The sequence below is a fragment of the Lentzea pudingi genome (assembly GCF_014646255.1).
Classification (GTDB): Bacteria; Actinomycetota; Actinomycetes; order Mycobacteriales; family Pseudonocardiaceae; genus Lentzea; species Lentzea pudingi.
Window position 1 is genome coordinate 418,460 of the sequence record NZ_BMNC01000006.1, and the last position, 16,331, is coordinate 434,790.

Below are 16,331 nucleotides of genomic sequence, written 5' to 3' on the forward strand. Positions count from 1 at the left end.
TGGCCGCTAACCTCGGGTGCATGGCGGAGACCGATGCGGAGCTGGCGAGACGACTGGCCACCGAGACGGGCCGGTTGCTGGTGAGCGTCAGACCGAGCGGCGGTGACCACGTCGCCCAGCTCTTCCTCGCCGCGCAACTGGGCGAGCACCGGCCGGACGACGCGGTGCTGTCCGAGGAGGCGCCGGACGATCCGCGCAGGCTGGCCGCCGACCGGGTGTGGATCATCGACCCGCTGGACGGCAGCCGCGAGTACGCCGAGCCCGGCCGCACCGACTGGGCCGTGCACGTCGCCCTGTGGGAACGCGGTGACCTCGTGGCCGGAGCGGTCGCGGTGCCCGCGTTGCTCCCGGCTCCACGCACTTCCCACCGCCGCCCCAGGATCGTGGTCAGCCGCACCCGCCCGCCCGCGTTCGCCCAGCGGGTCGCCGAGGAGCTGGGTGCCGTGCTGGTGCCGATGGGCAGTGCGGGCGCGAAGACGATGGCCGTGGTGCGCGGCGACGCGGACGCCTACCTGCACGCGGGCGGCATGTACGAGTGGGACTCCGCCGCGCCCGTCCACGTGGCCCGCGCGGCCGGCCTGCACGCCTCCCGCGCCGACGGCCGCCCGCTCGTCTACAACCAGCCCGATCCGTGGCTGCCCGACCTGCTGATCTGCCGTCCGGAACTCGCGGGGGTGCTCACGTGAACCACCTCGACCAGCTCGAAGCCGACAGCATCGACATCTTCCGCGAGGCCGTCGCGGAGAGCGAGCGCCCGGTGCTGCTGTACTCGATCGGCAAGGACAGCTCGGTGCTACTCCACCTGGCGCGCAAGGCTTTCCACCCGTCGAAGCCGCCGTTCCCGCTGCTGCACGTCGACACGACGTGGAAGTTCCGGGAGATGATCGCGTTCCGGGACTCGACCGTCGCCTCACTGGACCTGGACCTGATCGTGCACCGCAACCCGGACTGCGTGGCCGCGGGCATCAACCCGTTCGACCACGGCTCCGCGCGGCACACCGACCTGTGGAAGACCCAGGGTCTGCGGCAGGCGATGGACGAGCACCGGTTCGACATCGCGTTCGGCGGCGCACGGCGTGACGAGGAAGCCTCGCGCGCCAAGGAAAGGGTGTTCTCCTTCCGCACGGCGCAACACCAGTGGGATCCGAAGAACCAGCGCCCGGAACTGTGGCGGCTCTACAACACGCGGGTCGCGCCCGGCGAGAGCATCAGGGTGTTCCCGCTGTCGAACTGGACCGAGCTGGACGTCTGGCGCTACGTCGAGCGCGAGCGGATCCCCGTGGTGCCGCTGTACTTCGCGGCCCCGCGACCGGTGGTCGACCGCGACGGCGCGCTGATCATGGTCGACGACGACCGGATGCCGTTGGCCGAGGAGCCGCGCGTCGAACTGGTCCGCTTCCGGACGTTGGGCTGCTACCCGCTGACGGGCGCGGTGCGCAGCGAGGCGCGCACGGTCGCGGAGATCGTCGAGGAGATGCGGGCCGCGACGACGTCGGAACGGCAGGGGCGGGTGATCGACCACGACCAGAGCGGGTCGATGGAGCGCAAGAAGCGGGAGGGGTACTTCTGATGGAGCTTCTGCGGTTCATCACCTGCGGCAGCGTGGACGACGGCAAGAGCACGCTGATCGGCCGGCTGCTGTACGAGTCGAAGCTGCTCTACGCCGACCACCTCGCGGCACTGGAGGCGGACTCGAGGCGCGTGGGCACGCGGGGCGGCGAACTGGACTTCGCACTGCTGGTGGACGGGCTGGCCGCCGAGCGCGAGCAGGGCATCACGATCGACGTCGCGTACCGGTTCTTCGCGACCGAGGCGCGGCGGTTCATCGTCGCGGACACCCCGGGGCACGAGCAGTACACGCGAAACATGGTCACTGGGGCTTCCACGGCCGATGCGGCGGTTCTGCTGCTCGACGCGCGCAAGGGCGTGCTCGCGCAGACTCGCCTGCACGCGCGGATCGCGTCGTTGCTGGGGATTCGGCACGTCGTCGTGGCCGTGAACAAGCTCGACCTCCTGGGGTATTCGCAGGCGGTGTTCGACGAGGTCTGCGGGGAGTTCGCGGAGCTGGCCGCGGGGTTGGACTTCACCGAGGTCACCTGCGTGCCGATGTCCGCGACCGAGGGCGTCAACGTGGTGGGGCGCAGCGAGCTCACGCCCTGGTACGACGGGCCGACCCTGCTGCAGTGGCTGGAATCGGTCCGGCCCGCGCCGAGACGAGACGTCTCGTCTCGTTTCCTCGTGCAGTGGGTGAACAGGCCCGATGCGACCTTCCGAGGCCTGTCCGGGCGCGTGCTGGCAGGCAATCTGAAACGAGACGAGACGGTCCGTCTCGGCAACCGGACCACCAGGGTCGCCCGGATCGTCACGATGGACGGCGACCTCGACGAGGCCCCGACCGGCAAGTCGGTCACCGTCGTGCTGGCGGACGACGTGGACGCCAGCCGGGGCGACGTGCTGGGCGCCGCGGACGACCCACCGGGGATCGCGGACTCGTTCCAGGCGAAGCTGGTCTGGCTGAACGAGACCGGACTGCTCCCCGGCCGCCAGTACCTCGTCAAGATCGGCGCGCGCACGGTCGGCTTCACCGCGACCAAGGCGTTGGGGCTCAACGAGATCGGCGTCGACAACGTGCACTTCGACGCACCCGTGCCGTTCGAGAGCTACCGGACCAGCCGCGACCTCGGGTCGTTCATCGTGCTCGACCGGCTGTCCAACGCCACGGTCGGCGCCGGGATGATCGACTTCGCGCTGAGCCCGTCGAACGTGCGCTGGCAGACGCTCACGGTCGACAAGCGGGCCCGGATCGCGCGCAACGGGCACCGGCCGTGCGTGGTGTGGCTGACCGGGTTGTCCGGGGCGGGCAAGTCCACGATCGCGGACCTCGTCGAGAAGGCGCTGCACGCCGAGGGCCGGCACACGTTCCTGCTCGACGGCGACAACGTGCGGCACGGGCTCAACTCCGACCTCGGGTTCACCGACGCCGACCGCGTCGAGAACATCCGGCGCATCGCCGAGGTCGCCGCGCTGATGGTCGACGCCGGTCTGATCGTGCTGGTCTCGTTCATCTCGCCGTTCCGGGCCGAGCGGGCGCTCGCCCGGGACCTGGTCGGCGAGAACGAGTTCTGCGAGGTCTTCGTCGACACACCGCTGGCCGTGGCGGAGCGGCGCGACCCGAAAGGCCTGTACCGCAAGGCTCGCCGCGGTGAGCTCGCGAACTTCACCGGCATCGACTCGCCCTACGAACCGCCCCTGGAACCCGAGGTCCGGCTCGACACGACGGCGTTGGAACCCCAGGCCGCGGCCGAGGTCGTACTGCAGCGGCTTCGCGCGCTCGGCGTCTGTTGAACGTTGTCCAAAATCGTGTAGCTTCAGCTAGAACACGTTCTAGATTCGGGAGGCGTTCAGTGCCGGACCAGGCGTGGTCGCAGTTCTGCCGGGCGTTGGAGAAGGCCGGCGAGGTCGTGCTGTCAGACGGGGCGCCGGACACCCCGCTCGACCGCGCTGAGGGGTACCGGTACCTCGCCCGGCTGACGCGCGAGATGTTGTACTCCTGCCTGGACAACGCCGATCCCGACTTCCCGCGCTTCCACGAGCTCGACCTCGTGAAGATCGGCGCGGACAACCCGGACAACGTCTACCTGTCCGCGAACGTCCGCGGCGACCGGAACTACCGGATCACCGGCACGCGCGGCACCATCGCGTACTTCAGCATCGGCTCGAAGGCCAACCGGTACGCCAAGGACGGCACGATGGCGTCGACCGGCGAGCTGACCGACGCCGGCCTGACGATCGCCCCGGACGGCACGGTGGAGATCATCGCGAGCGCCGATCCACAGCCAGGCAACTGGTTGCCGCTCGCTCCCGACTCCACCGGTCTCGTGGTGCGCCAGACCTACCTCGACCGCACGACCGAGGTTCCCGGTCAGTGGCAGATCGACCAGATCGGCGGGCCGGCCGAACCCGCTCTTCTCACCCCTGAGTTCCTCGCGAAAGCGTTGCAGCGAGCGGCTTTGTCGGTGCACGGCACCGCGGCCACGTTCGCGCACTGGACGCGGACGTTCATGGCGCGCCCCAACGAGCTGCCCGACTTCGGCCAGGAGATGTTCCAGCGGGCGGGCGGCGATCCGGAGATCTTCTACCTGCACGGGTACTGGGTGCTGGAACCCGGTGAGGCGTGGGTGATCGAGACCGACGTGCCGGACTGCCCGTACTGGAACTTCCAGCTCGACAACTGGTGGATGGAGTCCCTCGACCACCGTCGCAAGATCACCGTCAACAAGCACACGGCGACGGTGCGGGACGGCCGGCTGACGATCGTGGTCGCCGCCGAGGATCCCGGTGTGGGCAACTGGATCGACACCTGCGGCCACAGTTCCGGCACCGCGTTGCTGCGCTGGCTCGGCGCGTCGGAACACCCAATTCCGAAGTGCCGCGTGGTGCCCCTGGAGGAGGTTCGATGACGGTCACGACCGCGCTGAACGTCGCGGAACTGCTGGAGAAGGCCTCCGCCAAGACCGGGCTTTCCGACTTCGGCGACGACTGGTTCCGCGAGCCGCTGGACGTGCTCGTGCGCAGCCTCAACACCGAGGCGGCGTTGTCCCCGTTGGGTTTTGAGCTGACCAAGCACCGGCTGACCGCGTTGCTGTCCGACCGGTTGCGGCTGCGCGCGTTGCAGCGGGCGAACCCTTCCGTGCTCGACGTCGAGGTGAGCGTGGCGGCCGAGATCTGCGGTCTGCCGCGCACGGGTTCGACGTTGCTGCACCGGTTGCTGGCCGCCTCCCCGCAGGTGACGTCCACGCTGTCGTGGGAGGTCGCGTACCCGCTGCCGTTCCCCGGCGAGAGCCCGGAGGCCGAGCAGCGCAAACGTCGTGCGCAGGAACGCATGCAGGTGTTCTCGCAGCTCTCCCCCGACTTCGGCGACCTGCACACCGTGGTGTGGGACGGGCCGGAGGAGGACGTGATCCTGCTGGACCGGACGTTCGTGTCGATGAGCTTCGACTCGTTCTACCGGGTGCCCTCCTACGGCGACTGGTTGCGGTCGGCCGACCAACGCCCGGCCTACCGCGAGCTGCGCGAGTGGCTGCAGGTGTTGCAGTGGCAGAACCCCGGTCGTTCGCTGCCGTGGGTGTTGAAGTCGCCGCACCACCTGACCGCGGTCGACACCGTGCTGGACGAGTTCGCGGACTGCAAGATCGTGATGACGCACCGTTCGCCGGTCAACGCCGTGCCGTCGTACGCGTCGATGGTGCGCGCGATGTCCTCGCAGTACAGCGAGAACGTCGATACCGTCCACATCGGACGGTACTGGTCCCGCAGGTTCGCCACGACGCTGCAGGGCTTCGCGGCGGCCCGGTCCGCGCGTCCCGGCCGGTTCGTGGACGTGCGGTTCGCCGACACCGTCAGCAAACCGCTCGAGGTCGCCCGTCAGGTGCTGGACGCGCTGGGCCTGCCCGCCGGTCCCGCCGACGACGCGGCGTTCGAGGCCTACCTGGAGCAGAACCGCACCGAACGGCACGGCTCGCACTCCTACGCACCACAGGACTTCGGGCTCTCCGAGGACCAGCTGGACCGTGACTTCGCCTTCTACTCGGAGGTCTACCTGTGATGCTGCAAGACGAGGTCGTGGTGATCACCGGCGTCGGCCCCGGCCTGGGCTCGAAGCTCGCCGTCCGCGCCGCCGCCGAGGGCGCGAAGGTCGTGATGGCCGCGCGGTCCGCCGACGTGATGAAGCAGGTGGAGAAGGACGTCGCGGCCGCCGGTGGCGAGGCCGTCGGCGTGCGGTGTGACGTGCGCAGGCCCGACGAGGTGGCTCGGCTGGTCGAGACGGCCGTCGACCGGTTCGGCACGATCACCGGCCTGGTGAACTCGGCGTTCGGGCACCCCGGCTGGTTCGACCTGCTGGAGACGCCGGAGAAGGCGGTCCGCCGGTCGATGGACATCATCCTGTTCGGCGCGCTGAACGTGACGCGCGAGGTGGTGCCTCACATGAAGGCCGCCGGGCGCGGCTCGATCGTCAACGTCGGCACGATGACGACCCGCAAACCGATGCGTGGCGAGGGCGGTTATGCCGTGGCGAAGGCCGCGATGGCGACCGCGACCCAGTTCCTGGCGCTGGAACTGGGCGAGCACGGCATCCGCGCGAACCAGGCCGTGATGGGCTGGCTCGACGGACCGGGCGTGCGCTTCTACCTGAAGTTCACCGCCGAGGCGCGCGGGATCACCGAACAGGACGTCTACGACGAGATCGCCGCCCGCAGCCCGCTGGGCCGCGTCCCGACCGACGAGGCCTGCGCCGGTGCGGTCCTGTACCTGTTGTCGCGCCACGCTTCCGAGGTCACTGGCGCCGTTCTGGACGTCAACGGCGGGGAGTACATGCCGGCATGAGCGAGCACCTGATCGAGTCCGTGGTCGTGGAAATCGACGCGCCCGCCGCGTTCGTGTGGGACGTGCTGCTCGACTACCCGCACTATCCACAGTGGAATCCCTACACGCGGGCGGTCGCGACGACACTGGCCGTCGGCTCGCCGATCGACCTGACCCTCCCGAAACCGGACGGCGGTGAGGGCACCTGGGTGAGCCGGGAGTACATCCGCGTGGTCGAGCCGCCGCGGCTGTTGCGCTACGACACCGGGGACACGTTCCCGGGGCTGCTCGGGGTGCGCGACCAGGTGGTCACGCCACTGTCAGATGACCGGTGCAGCTACCGGACGTTCGAGACGTTCACCGGCAAGTACGCGGACGCCGTGTTCGCGGCGCAGCGCGAGTACGTGAAGAACGGCTTCGACTCGGTGGCACACGCGCTGCGCGAACGGGTCGAAGGGCTGCTCACGGCTGAGTAGTTGTACCGATGCCGCCACTCACCAGTAGCGGCACTCTCGACGTGTGACCGAAATCGACCGTGGCCGCCTCGCCGCACTGGCCGGGTTCGCCACGTCCGCCGTCCTCCTCGTGCTGACCTTCACCGCCTTCCTGACCGACGCGATGCGATCGCTCGGCTGGCAGGGCGGCGAGTACGCCTACTCGTTCGTCTGGATCGCGCTCGGATCGCTGGTCGTGGGCGGCGTGGTGAAGACGGCGGCGCCCGCCCCGTGGCGGTCCGCCGGATCGGGCCTGCTGGTCGCGGGCGCGGTCGGTGTGCTGATCGTGTTCGCGCTGATCGTGACGTTCATCGTGGCCCTGACGAGCCTGAGCCTCTAGAGCATCCGGGAGAGGCCGCGCAGGGCCGCCGCGATCTGCTCGCGGTGGCCTTCCAGCGTGTCCCTCGTGACGCCGCCGGCCGCCGCCCTCGCCACGTCGTCGGTGGCGACCTTGAGCACCGCGCTCATGGCGGCGGCCTGCACGCGCACCTCGATGGTGTCCTGCGGCAGCCCGGCCCGTTCGGCCAGGACCTCCGCGAGCGCGTCCTCCGCCCGTTCGCGCAGCATCAGGTAGGCGGCGCGCAACGCCTGTTCGCCGTGGGTGAGCCGCACGACGGCGAGGACGGCCTCGATGTCCTCGTCGGACGCCGCGTCCAGCAGCGGGCTGTAGGCCTCGCGCAGGTGGTCGATCAGCTCGAGCTCGCGCGGCCAGGCCCGCACCACGGCGCAGAAGGCGTCGACCATCTTGGTGAGCAGCGGTTCGACGCAGCTCTCCTTGTGCGGGAAGTAGCGCCAGAACGTGCGTTCGGAGACGCCCGCCGCGTGCGCGATCTGCTCCCCCGACGTGGCGGCGACGCCCTGCTCGGCGAAGAGCCGGACCGCGTGGCGGGAGAGGTCGAGGCGTTGACGCTGACGTTGCTCGTCGCTGACCGGCGGCCGGCCACGGCGAGGCTTTTCTGTCGCAACGTCCGTCATCGGGTGATTCAAGCACGTCACCCGTTCGGATCTTTATTGGCACCAACTGCCATTAAGCGCTACGGTCGGTGCATGAGCATTGACGCAGAGCGCCTGAAGCTGCCACTGGCCAGGCCGAACGTCCTCGATCTCGCTCCGCTCTACGAGGTGCTGCGACGAGAGGCTCCGATCGCGCCCGTGACGACGCCCGCGGGTGACCCCGCCTGGCTCGTGACGCGGTACGAGGAGGTCCGCCTCCTGCTGGGCGACAAGCGCTTCGGCCGCTCCCACCCGGAACCGGACAAGGCCTCCCGCATCTCGACCTCCGCCGTCCAGGACGGCCCGACCGGCGAGTACGCGACCGAGGAGGCCGACCACACGCGGATGCGCCGCCTGCTCACGCCGGCGTTCTCGGCCAAGCGCATGCGGTTGCTGGGCGAGAACATGGAGCGGCTCGTCGACGCCTGCCTCGACCAGCTGATCGCCGAGCACGAGCAGACCGGCGTGGTCGACCTGCACCGCGGGCTCGCGTTCCCGTTGCCCGTCGCGATGATCTGCGGGCTGCTCGGCGTGCCGGAGGAGGACAACGAGCTGTTCGCGTCGCTGTCCGAGCGCATGGCGAGCACCGAGATCGGCGAGGAGGCGCACGCGGCCCGCGAGGAGTTCTTCCGCTACATGGTCGGACTCGTCGAGGGCAAGCGCGGGCAGCTCGGCGAGGACGTCATCTCCGACCTCGTGCGCGCGCAGGCCGAAGACCCGTCGTTCGACTACGTGCAGATGGTCCGGCTGTGCGTCGGCCTGCTGTTCGCGGGCCACGAGACCACGGTCAACCGCATCGGCCTCGGCGTGCTGTTCCTGCTCACGGAGCGGTCGCGCTGGGACGCCCTCGTCGCCGACCCCGACGGCCGCGTCGACGCGGTGGTCGAGGAGGTCATGCGCCTCGGCGCCCCCGGCGACCTGGGCCTGCTGCGGTACGCGAAGGAGGACGTCGACCTCGCGGGCGTGACGATCCACGCCGGTGACGCGCTGGTCCTGTCGATCAACGCGGCCAACCGCGACGTGACCGTCTACTCCCACGCCGAGGAGTTCGACCCGGACCGTCCGGAAAGGACACACCTCGGGTTCGGCCACGGCGCGCACTTCTGCATCGGCGCGTCCCTGGCCCGCACGGAGCTGCGCGTGGTGTTCGCCGCGCTGGCCAAGCGCCTGCCGCAGATGCGGCTGGCGAAGGAACTCGACCAGCTCCAGGTCCGCGCGACGCTCACCGGCGGCGTGGCCGAGCTGCCCGTCACCTGGAGGTCGGCGTGAACATCGTGGTGGACCAGGGGAAGTGCGTCGGGGCCGGGCAGTGCGTGCTGGCCGCGGACGACGTGTTCGACCAGCGTGACGACGACGGTCTCGTGGACCTGCTGGACGCGAGCCCGCCCGCGGAGCGCCTGGCCGACGTCCGGCACGCGGCGGCGGTGTGCCCGGCGTCGGCCATCGAGGTGCGGGTCTAGTCCTCCACGAAGTACGAGTCGTGCTTGTCCAGGAACGCGGCGCGATCCTCCGCCGCGACCTGGCCGAGCCGCTCGAAGTACTCCTCGCGCGGCGCACCGGGCGTGAACAGCAGCAACATCTCGGCCGGTGCGTCGGCGTCGTTGCGGAAGGCGTGCAACCCGCCCTGCGGCACGTGCAGGAAGTCCCCCGCCCCCGCCTCGATCCACTTGTCGCCGTTGTACAGGCGCACGGTGCCGTTGAGGATGAAGAACGACTCGGAGATCGTGCGGTGGAAGTGCGTCCTGGGCCCGCCCGCCCTGGGCTTCATCATGACCCGGTACAGGCCGAACTCGCCGCGCGTGGTCTCGGTGGTCGCGAGGTAGTGGATGCCGTCGCCCTCACGGCCGGTGTCCGGTGGGCTGTCCGCCGGACGGTAGTGCGCGTTGACCTCGCCGGTCGATCCGAAGTAGACCTTCTCCGGGTAGGACATGTGTTCGTCTCCTCGTCTTGGTGGTTTCCTCACCATCTAAGACAAGACTGCCCGACGCTTTGTGACCGCTCAGTTCTTCATGAGCGGCTCGGTCAGCTTGGCGCCGTCGGCCTTGCCCACGAAGCAGTGGATGAGGCGGTCCGAGCTGCGGTACCCGTTCTCCGTCTTGACCTTCCACGCTTGGGCGGTCGGGATGATCACCCAGTACCGCAACGTTTTCTCCTTGTCCTGCCCGTTCACCTTGGCGGACAGGAACGTGCGCGTGCACTCCGTGCCACCGACCTTGGTGAGCTGCTCGGCGCCGGGATACGGCACGTCCTTCTCGGTCTCGGTGTCGGCGAGGACGGTGTCGAGCAGTTCGACGTCGTGCTCGGCGTAGCAGCCGACGCGGTCCTTGCTCTGGATCTTCGGGGCGTCCTTCGCGGGCAGCCAGGTGAGGCAGGAGTTCCGGAACGCCATGGACAGCGTGTCGTCCTTCAGGTCGCCGTCCGGGCCGATGGTGAGGACCGGTTGCATGGCGGCGGTGCTCGCGGGGCCGTCCGGCACGCCCAGGCCCCAGCTGGTGAACATCGGCTTGAACACCGTGAGGTACAGCAGGACCAGCGCGCCCACAAGGAACAGCGGGACCAGTGTCGCGGAGAGGATCAGGCCCACCGAGCGCTTGCGGGCAGGCGGGACGGCGACGGCCGGGGCCGGGCCGAACTGGCCGATGGAGATCGGGCCGGACGTGGGTGCGAACGGTCCGCTGGGCAGTGTCACCGTCGGAGTGCCGTCCACCACGGGACCGGTGACGACCTGTGGCCTGGCCGGGTAGACCTCTGCGGTGGCCAGAGCGTGCTCGATCAGCCTGTGCGCCTGGGAAACCCCGAGGCGGCGGGCGGGATCGGGGTCCATCAGGCCGGTGATCAGCTCGCCGAGCGGGCCGGCCACGCGGGGCACCGGGCGTTCGTTCATCACCGCGAGGATCGTCGCCGAGGTGGTCGGGCGGTCGAACGCGCCGTGGCCCTCCACCGCGAAGAACAGCGTGGCCCCCAACGCCCACAGGTCCCAGCCCGGTGAGGCGTCGCCGCCCGCGAGGCGTTCCGGGGACATGTAGGCGGGTGAGCCGATCAACGTGCCGGTGGCGGTCAGGCGCGGGTCGTCGAGCGACTGGGCGATGCCGAAGTCGGTGAGCTTCGCGGTGCCCCTGCCGGGCACCATCACGTTGCCGGGCTTGACATCGCGGTGCACGACGCCGGACGAGTGCGCCGCCTCCAGTGCGCCGAGCAGTTGCCGGGCCAGCGTGGCGGCCTCGCGCGTGCCGAGCGGTCCGTCGAGGTCGACCGACTCCTCCAGCGTCGGGGCGTTGATCAGTTCCATCACGATGAACGTCTGGTCGTCCTCGGAGACGAGGTCGTAGACGGTGACGACGGCGGGGTCCTGGAGCTGGCTCGCGGTGCGGGCCTCGCGCAGCACCCTTTCCCGGTACACGGCGCGTTCCGCGGCCGGCACTCCCGCGGGCAGCAGCAGTTCCTTGACGGCGACGTCGCGGCCGAGGACGGTGTCCTCACCCAGCCACACGGCCCCCATGCCGCCGCGCCCCAGCTCGCGGACCAGCCGGTAGCGTCTGTTGCCCACCTCGCGCATGCGCGGCAGTCTGTCACCCGGTCCGGTGACGTACACGGGCAGCGTCATCTGACGGGCGCGACCGTCCGACACCCCCGCCTAACGTCGCGCGGCGTGAGACGACTGACGAAGCTGTTGGCCACAACCCTGCTCCTGACCGGACTGGCGCCACTCGCGCCGGCGTCGGCGAGCACCCCGAACTGCGCCGCGGTCGCGGTCACCGCACCGGCCGGCGCGAAGATCGAGTCCGTGGACGCCGTGAGCCGCGACGCGCACTGCGAAATCACCGTGACGCTCACGCACACCGACGACCACGTGAAGGTCGTCGTCGGCCTGCCGCAGAACTGGACCGGCCGGCTGCAGGGCGTCGGCGGCAGCGCGTACGCCGCCGGGGACACCGGAGCGCCGTTCGCCCAGGCACTGCGGGACGGCTACGCGGCCGTGACGACCGACGCGGGGGTGCTGGACGGCCTGAACACGAGCTGGGCCGTCAAGAACGGCGAGGTCGACCAGACCCTGCTGACGAACTTCGCGAGCAGTTCGGTGCACGAGGCGGCGGGCATCGCGAAGCAGGTGGTGCGCAAGCACTACCAGCGTTCGGTCACGTACTCCTACTGGAACGGCTGCTCCACCGGCGGCCGCCAGGGATACCTGGAGGCACAGAAGTTCCCCGACGACTACGACGGCATCCTCGCCAACGCGCCCGCCGTGAACTGGTCCCAGTTCGCCGTCGCGACGCTGTGGCCGCAGACCGTGCAGAGCAATGACGGCCATGTCGTCAGCAACTGCGTGCTGGACGCGTTCCGCAAGGCGGCCGTGGAAGCCTGCGACGCCAACGACGGTGTCACCAACGGCATCGTCGACCGCCCGGACCGCTGCAGCTACGACCCTCGTCAGCTCGTCGGCAGGAAGATCCTGTGCGAGGGCAACGAGATCGTCGTGACGAAGGCCGACGCCGACGTCATGCGCAAGATCTGGGACGGCCCGACCGACGAACGCGGCCGCACCCTCTGGCCCGGTCTGCCGAAGGGCGCCGACCCGGTGTGGCTCGCGGGCACGCTGCCCGGCGCGTCCGGTCCCGGTTTCCCGGTGGCCGCGCTCTGGGTGCAGAACTTCCTGTTGAAGCAGCCCGGTTTCGACACCTCGAAGCTCACCTACGCGCAGTTCCGCGACCTGTTCCGGCAGTCGGTGCGCGAGTACGACGGCGTCATCGGCACCTCGGAGACCAACCTGTCGGCGTTCCGGCGCTCGGGCGGCAAGCTGATCACGTTCGTCGGCACGAACGACCAGCTGATCCCGCACGGCGGCACGCTGAAGTACCGCGACGCGGTCGAGCGGCGGATGGGGTACGTGAACGACTTCTACCGCCTGTTCACCGCTCCCGGCGTCGACCACTGCTTCGGCGGCGACGGCGCGCAGCCCACCAACGCCCTGGGCCAGCTCGTCGACTGGGTCGAACGCGGCAAGGCACCGGCGACGCTGACCGCCGCCACCGCCGACTCGACCCGTGACCTGTGCGCGTACCCGAGGAGCTCGCGGTACGTCCACGGCGACCCGAAGGCCGCGTCCAGCTACCGCTGCGTCTAGAAGTCCAGAAGTCTCGAAGGCCCGGTCTGCCCGACCGGGCCTTCTCTTCAGGAAAGCTTGTCCACCAACCACTTCCGCGCGATCGTCCAGGCGTGCCCGTCGGGCTCGATCACCTGGAAGTGGTCGGCCCCTGGCGATTCCACGAACTCCGCCCGCGGGTGCCGCTCCGCGTACCTCCGGCTGAAGTCCGCGGGGATCACCTCGTCCGCCAGCCCGTGGACCGCCAGCACCGGCACCCCGCCGTCCGCCATCTCCACGGGTGACGTCACCGCGTACAGCTCGGGGTCCTCCACCGCCGAGGCCCCGAGCAGGAAGCGCGTCATGCCGCGCCCGACCCCGGCGGCCACGATCGGCCAGTGGTCCGGTCCGGACGGGCCGGGCGCGCCCCGCGGCGGTTCGCCGTCCAGATCGGCCAGTTCGGTGCCGAGCTGAGCGTTGTCCGCGGCGACCAGGTCCAGCACGCCCGCCAGCGACACCACGCCGACCAGCCGCACGGAGGGGTGTGCGCCGACGACGTCCGGCGGCAGCGCGGCCCGGTGCGCGGTCCAGGTGGCGAGGTGGCCACCGGCCGAGTGGCCCACGACGGCCACGCGCGAGAGGTCGAGGGGCGCGTCGAGTTCCGCCACCAGGTCGACGGCACGGGCGACGTCGGCGAAGGTCCCGGGCCAGCCGGCACCCGGCTCACCCATGCGGCGGTACTCGACGCTCCACACCGCGCAGCCCTCCCCCACCAGGTCGGAGATGAGCGGCTGCACGGCCGTGTCGTCCCACATCGCGGCCCACCAGCCGCCGTGGATCATCACCACGACCGGGAACGGGCCGTCCCCGACCGGCAGGTGCAGCTCACCGTGCTGGGACGGTTCGGTGCCATAAGCGATCTTGCGAAACATCGGGATCCTCTTTCAGGCGGGGATGTGCCGGGCCCTACGCGGAGAGCACGCCTTCCTCGGCGCTGACGAGCGAGTCGATCGCGTCGAAGAACGCCTTGACGCCGGGCAGGTTCGGGCCCTTCCGGCTGGACGCGGCGTAGTCCTGCGGGGAACGCCACTCGACGATGTCGAGCCATTCGCCGTCCGGCAGCCGCACGAGCCGGGCGCCGAGGAACCCCGCCCGGTCGGCCTCGAAGTCGGCGATCATGCGCGGACGGGCGGCGAGCAGCGCCTCGACGTTCTCCGGCGCCACCCGGAAGCGGGTCAGCTCCACTGAAGTAGTCATGAACCCATGATAGTCATGATTCGTGACTAAATACAGGGCGTCGGCCGACCGTGGCGAGGAACACGGTAATCGCGGCCCGTCAGCACGCGCCACCCGGCCGGGTGAGGGCTTGATCAGTCCCGCGCGGGCCGGCCGGCCAGGCGCTGGTGCTCGGTGATGTCCACCAGCATGCGCTTGAAGCGCGCGTACTCGTCCTCGCCGACCCGTTCGGCGTGCCGGTCCTGCATCGCGGCCATGATGCGGTCAGCGGCCTGCATCTGTGCGAGGCCGCGGCCGGTGGGGCGGACGAGCTTCGCCCGGCGGTCACTCGGGTCGGGCTGGCGCTCGACGTAGCCGAGCGCCTCCAGCTCGTCGATCAGCGTTCCGATGATCTGCTTGTGCTGCCCGGAGAGCTGCGCGAGGTCCGTCGCGCGCACGCCTTCCGGGTCCAGGTACGCGAGCACCGCGCCGTGGCGGTGCTTCAGGTCGCCGAACCCCAGCCGGGCGAGGGTCTCGAAGAGCTCGCGCTGCACCGCGAACAGCAGCCGGCCCGAGAGGACTCCCAGGTCGGGGTTCGAGGCGTTGCGTTCCGCGCGGGTGACCATCGGGCCACCCTAGCCGCGGTGCGCGTGGTACCGGTCAGACGCGTTGCAGCGCCTTGGGGTACAGCCAGCTGCCGGGGGTGTCCTCGGCCGGGTTCGTGTAGTAGTCGCGGACGGCCTCCACGTACTCCCGCACGCTGATCGCGCCGTCGCCGTCGGTGTCGAGGTGCGAGAACGCCCTGCCGCAGTCCGCCGGGGACAGGCCGCGCGCCGTCAGCAGGACCTGGAACTCGCCGGCGTCGACCCGCCCGTCGCCGTTCGTGTCCATGAGGTCGAGCAGGGACTGGACGACCTCGAGGAAGTCCATGTTGATCGGGCCGCCCTCGACGAACGCCTCGATCATGGCGTCGCGGTACTCCACCGGGCCGATCTTGCCGTCGCGGTCGGTGTCGCAGTGGTCGGCCAGCATCTCCCAGAAGCGGTCGTAGGCCTCCACGAGCTCGCGGCCTCGTTCCGAGGACGCCGGCTCGCCGAACGCCTGCAGCAGCCGGTTGGCCAGCGCGTAGACGTCCGCGAGTTCGATGACGCCGTTGCCGTTGACGTCATAGTGGGCGAAGGTCGAGTCGATCCTGTGCTGCAGCACCTGCTTCATGACCACCGACCATGGTGAGGCCGTCCCGCGCGCGCAACGCGCGTCCCCCTGACGAGTGGTGATCTTCAGCCTCACGGTGTCAGGACCCACGTCCGCGGCCCTTGCTCGCCGACACCCCGCGTAGGCGGTATAGTTATACCGGAACCCGTTCATGGAGGAACACGTTGATCGAGCTCAAGTCCCCTACCGAGATCGAACGCATGCACGTCACCGGCCAGTTCATCGCGGAGGTGCTCGACGAGCTCTCCGCGAAGGCCGCGGTGGGCGTGAACCTGCTCGACCTCGAACACCACGCCCGTCACATGATCGAGGAGCGTGGCGCGGTGTCCTGCTACTGGGACTACTCGCCGTCGTTCGGGCGCGGCCCGTTCCGCAACGTGACTTGCCTGGCCGTCAACGACGCGGTGCTGCACGGCCTGCCCAAGAGCTACGTGCTGCAGGACGGCGACGTGCTCACCATGGACATCGCCGTCCTGATCGACGGCTGGGCGGCCGACTCGGCCATGACCGTCATCGTCGGCACGCCCCGCGAGGAGGACCAGCGCCTGGTCCGCGCCACCGAGGTGGCGCTGGCGGCCGCGATCGACGTCGCACAGGTGGGCAACAGGCTGGGCGACATCTCCGCGGCGATCGGCGAGGTCTGCCGCGAGTTCCGCTACAAGACCAACCTGGAGTTCGGCGGCCACGGCATCGGCCGGACCATGCACGAGGCCCCGCACGTGGCGAACAACGGCAAGCGCGGGCAGGGCATGAAGCTCAAGCCCGGCCTGACGATCGCGATCGAGCCGTGGCTCGCCGCCACGACCGACCGGATCATCTACGACGAGGACGGCTGGACGCTGCGTTCGGCCGACGGCTCGCGCACGGCGCATTCGGAGCACACCGTCGCGATCACCGAGGACGGGCCGCTGGTGCTGACCCGCCGCAAGAGCGAACTGCAGGCGCGGACGCCCTAGGTCCTGGTCCTGAGG

General features: G+C 70.0%; 19 protein-coding genes. 12 read left to right on the top strand and 7 right to left on the bottom strand.

The window, feature by feature from the left end; translation table 11 throughout:
• Positions 1-20: 20 nt before the first annotated feature.
• The 8 genes from IEY88_RS23915 to IEY88_RS23950 are packed head-to-tail and all read left to right on the top strand — an operon-like array spanning position 21 to position 7,197.
• Positions 21-686, top strand: a complete 666-nt coding sequence (locus IEY88_RS23915) for a 3'(2'),5'-bisphosphate nucleotidase CysQ (protein ID WP_189157034.1) — start codon at positions 21-23, stop codon at positions 684-686.
• Positions 683-1,570 carry a sulfate adenylyltransferase subunit CysD gene (cysD, locus tag IEY88_RS23920; protein WP_229693682.1) on the top strand — a complete coding sequence of 296 codons (888 nt, stop codon included), beginning with the start codon at positions 683-685 and terminating at the stop codon, positions 1,568-1,570. Before IEY88_RS23915 ends, cysD begins: the two co-directional genes overlap by 4 nt.
• A complete protein-coding gene (gene cysC / locus IEY88_RS23925; protein ID WP_189157035.1) occupies positions 1,570-3,345 on the top strand; it encodes an adenylyl-sulfate kinase in 1,776 nt (591 codons plus the stop codon). The genes cysD and cysC overlap by 1 nt, the downstream gene beginning before the upstream one ends.
• Positions 3,346-3,404: 59 nt before the next feature.
• A complete protein-coding gene (locus IEY88_RS23930) occupies positions 3,405-4,460 on the top strand; it encodes a DUF1214 domain-containing protein (protein WP_189157036.1) in 1,056 nt (351 codons plus the stop codon).
• Positions 4,457-5,605 (top strand): sulfotransferase family protein, encoded by a 1,149-nt coding sequence (locus IEY88_RS23935; protein ID WP_189157037.1) that lies wholly within the window; start codon positions 4,457-4,459, stop codon positions 5,603-5,605. Before IEY88_RS23930 ends, IEY88_RS23935 begins: the two co-directional genes overlap by 4 nt.
• Positions 5,605-6,384 carry an SDR family oxidoreductase gene (locus tag IEY88_RS23940; RefSeq protein WP_229693725.1) on the top strand — a complete coding sequence of 260 codons (780 nt, stop codon included), beginning with the start codon at positions 5,605-5,607 and terminating at the stop codon, positions 6,382-6,384. Before IEY88_RS23935 ends, IEY88_RS23940 begins: the two co-directional genes overlap by 1 nt.
• Positions 6,381-6,839 carry an SRPBCC domain-containing protein gene (locus tag IEY88_RS23945; protein ID WP_189157039.1) on the top strand — a complete coding sequence of 153 codons (459 nt, stop codon included), beginning with the start codon at positions 6,381-6,383 and terminating at the stop codon, positions 6,837-6,839. The genes IEY88_RS23940 and IEY88_RS23945 overlap by 4 nt, the downstream gene beginning before the upstream one ends.
• Positions 6,840-6,882: 43 nt before the next feature.
• A complete protein-coding gene (locus IEY88_RS23950; RefSeq protein WP_229693683.1) occupies positions 6,883-7,197 on the top strand; it encodes a hypothetical protein in 315 nt (104 codons plus the stop codon).
• Here IEY88_RS23950 and IEY88_RS23955 read toward each other — a convergent pair.
• Positions 7,194-7,832 carry a TetR family transcriptional regulator gene (locus IEY88_RS23955; RefSeq protein WP_189157040.1) on the bottom strand — a complete coding sequence of 213 codons (639 nt, stop codon included), beginning with the start codon at positions 7,830-7,832 and terminating at the stop codon, positions 7,194-7,196. The two genes, IEY88_RS23950 and IEY88_RS23955, sit on opposite strands and share 4 nt — an antisense overlap.
• 72 nt (positions 7,833-7,904) lie before the next feature.
• Here IEY88_RS23955 and IEY88_RS23960 point away from each other — a divergent pair, with 72 nt between their 5' ends.
• Together IEY88_RS23960 and IEY88_RS23965 are read left to right on the top strand one after the other, a co-directional pair.
• Complete coding sequence (locus IEY88_RS23960) at positions 7,905-9,119, top strand: cytochrome P450 (protein ID WP_189157041.1); 1,215 nt, start codon at positions 7,905-7,907, stop codon at positions 9,117-9,119.
• On the top strand, positions 9,116-9,310 hold the full coding sequence (locus IEY88_RS23965) for a ferredoxin (RefSeq protein WP_189157042.1): 195 nt from the start codon (positions 9,116-9,118) through the stop codon (positions 9,308-9,310). The genes IEY88_RS23960 and IEY88_RS23965 overlap by 4 nt, the downstream gene beginning before the upstream one ends.
• Here IEY88_RS23965 and IEY88_RS23970 read toward each other — a convergent pair.
• Together IEY88_RS23970 and IEY88_RS23975 are read right to left on the bottom strand one after the other, a co-directional pair.
• Positions 9,307-9,780 carry a cupin domain-containing protein gene (locus IEY88_RS23970; RefSeq protein WP_189157043.1) on the bottom strand — a complete coding sequence of 158 codons (474 nt, stop codon included), beginning with the start codon at positions 9,778-9,780 and terminating at the stop codon, positions 9,307-9,309. The two genes, IEY88_RS23965 and IEY88_RS23970, sit on opposite strands and share 4 nt — an antisense overlap.
• Positions 9,781-9,849: 69 nt before the next feature.
• Complete coding sequence (locus tag IEY88_RS23975) at positions 9,850-11,454, bottom strand: serine/threonine-protein kinase (RefSeq protein ID WP_189157044.1); 1,605 nt, start codon at positions 11,452-11,454, stop codon at positions 9,850-9,852.
• A gap of 45 nt (positions 11,455-11,499) precedes the next feature.
• Between IEY88_RS23975 and IEY88_RS23980 the strand changes: the two genes are divergently transcribed.
• Positions 11,500-12,972 carry a tannase/feruloyl esterase family alpha/beta hydrolase gene (locus tag IEY88_RS23980; RefSeq protein WP_189157045.1) on the top strand — a complete coding sequence of 491 codons (1,473 nt, stop codon included), beginning with the start codon at positions 11,500-11,502 and terminating at the stop codon, positions 12,970-12,972.
• A 47-nt stretch (positions 12,973-13,019) separates the two neighbouring features.
• Here IEY88_RS23980 and IEY88_RS23985 read toward each other — a convergent pair whose 3' ends face one another.
• The 4 genes from IEY88_RS23985 to IEY88_RS24000 all read right to left on the bottom strand — a co-directional run bounded on the left by IEY88_RS23985 (position 13,020) and on the right by IEY88_RS24000 (position 15,360).
• A complete protein-coding gene (locus IEY88_RS23985) occupies positions 13,020-13,862 on the bottom strand; it encodes an alpha/beta hydrolase family protein (RefSeq protein WP_189157046.1) in 843 nt (280 codons plus the stop codon).
• A 34-nt stretch (positions 13,863-13,896) separates the two neighbouring features.
• Positions 13,897-14,187, bottom strand: coding sequence for an antibiotic biosynthesis monooxygenase family protein (locus IEY88_RS23990; RefSeq protein ID WP_189157047.1), 291 nt, complete (start codon positions 14,185-14,187; stop codon positions 13,897-13,899).
• Positions 14,188-14,300: 113 nt separating this feature from the next.
• Complete coding sequence (locus tag IEY88_RS23995) at positions 14,301-14,771, bottom strand: MarR family winged helix-turn-helix transcriptional regulator (RefSeq protein ID WP_189157048.1); 471 nt, start codon at positions 14,769-14,771, stop codon at positions 14,301-14,303.
• 34 nt (positions 14,772-14,805) lie between these two features.
• Positions 14,806-15,360, bottom strand: coding sequence for an EF-hand domain-containing protein (locus IEY88_RS24000; protein WP_189157049.1), 555 nt, complete (start codon positions 15,358-15,360; stop codon positions 14,806-14,808).
• A gap of 164 nt (positions 15,361-15,524) precedes the next feature.
• On the opposite strand from IEY88_RS24000, the gene map reads away from it, so the two are divergent.
• On the top strand, positions 15,525-16,316 hold the full coding sequence (gene map / locus IEY88_RS24005; RefSeq protein WP_189157050.1) for a type I methionyl aminopeptidase: 792 nt from the start codon (positions 15,525-15,527) through the stop codon (positions 16,314-16,316).
• Positions 16,317-16,331: the final 15 nt, after the last annotated feature.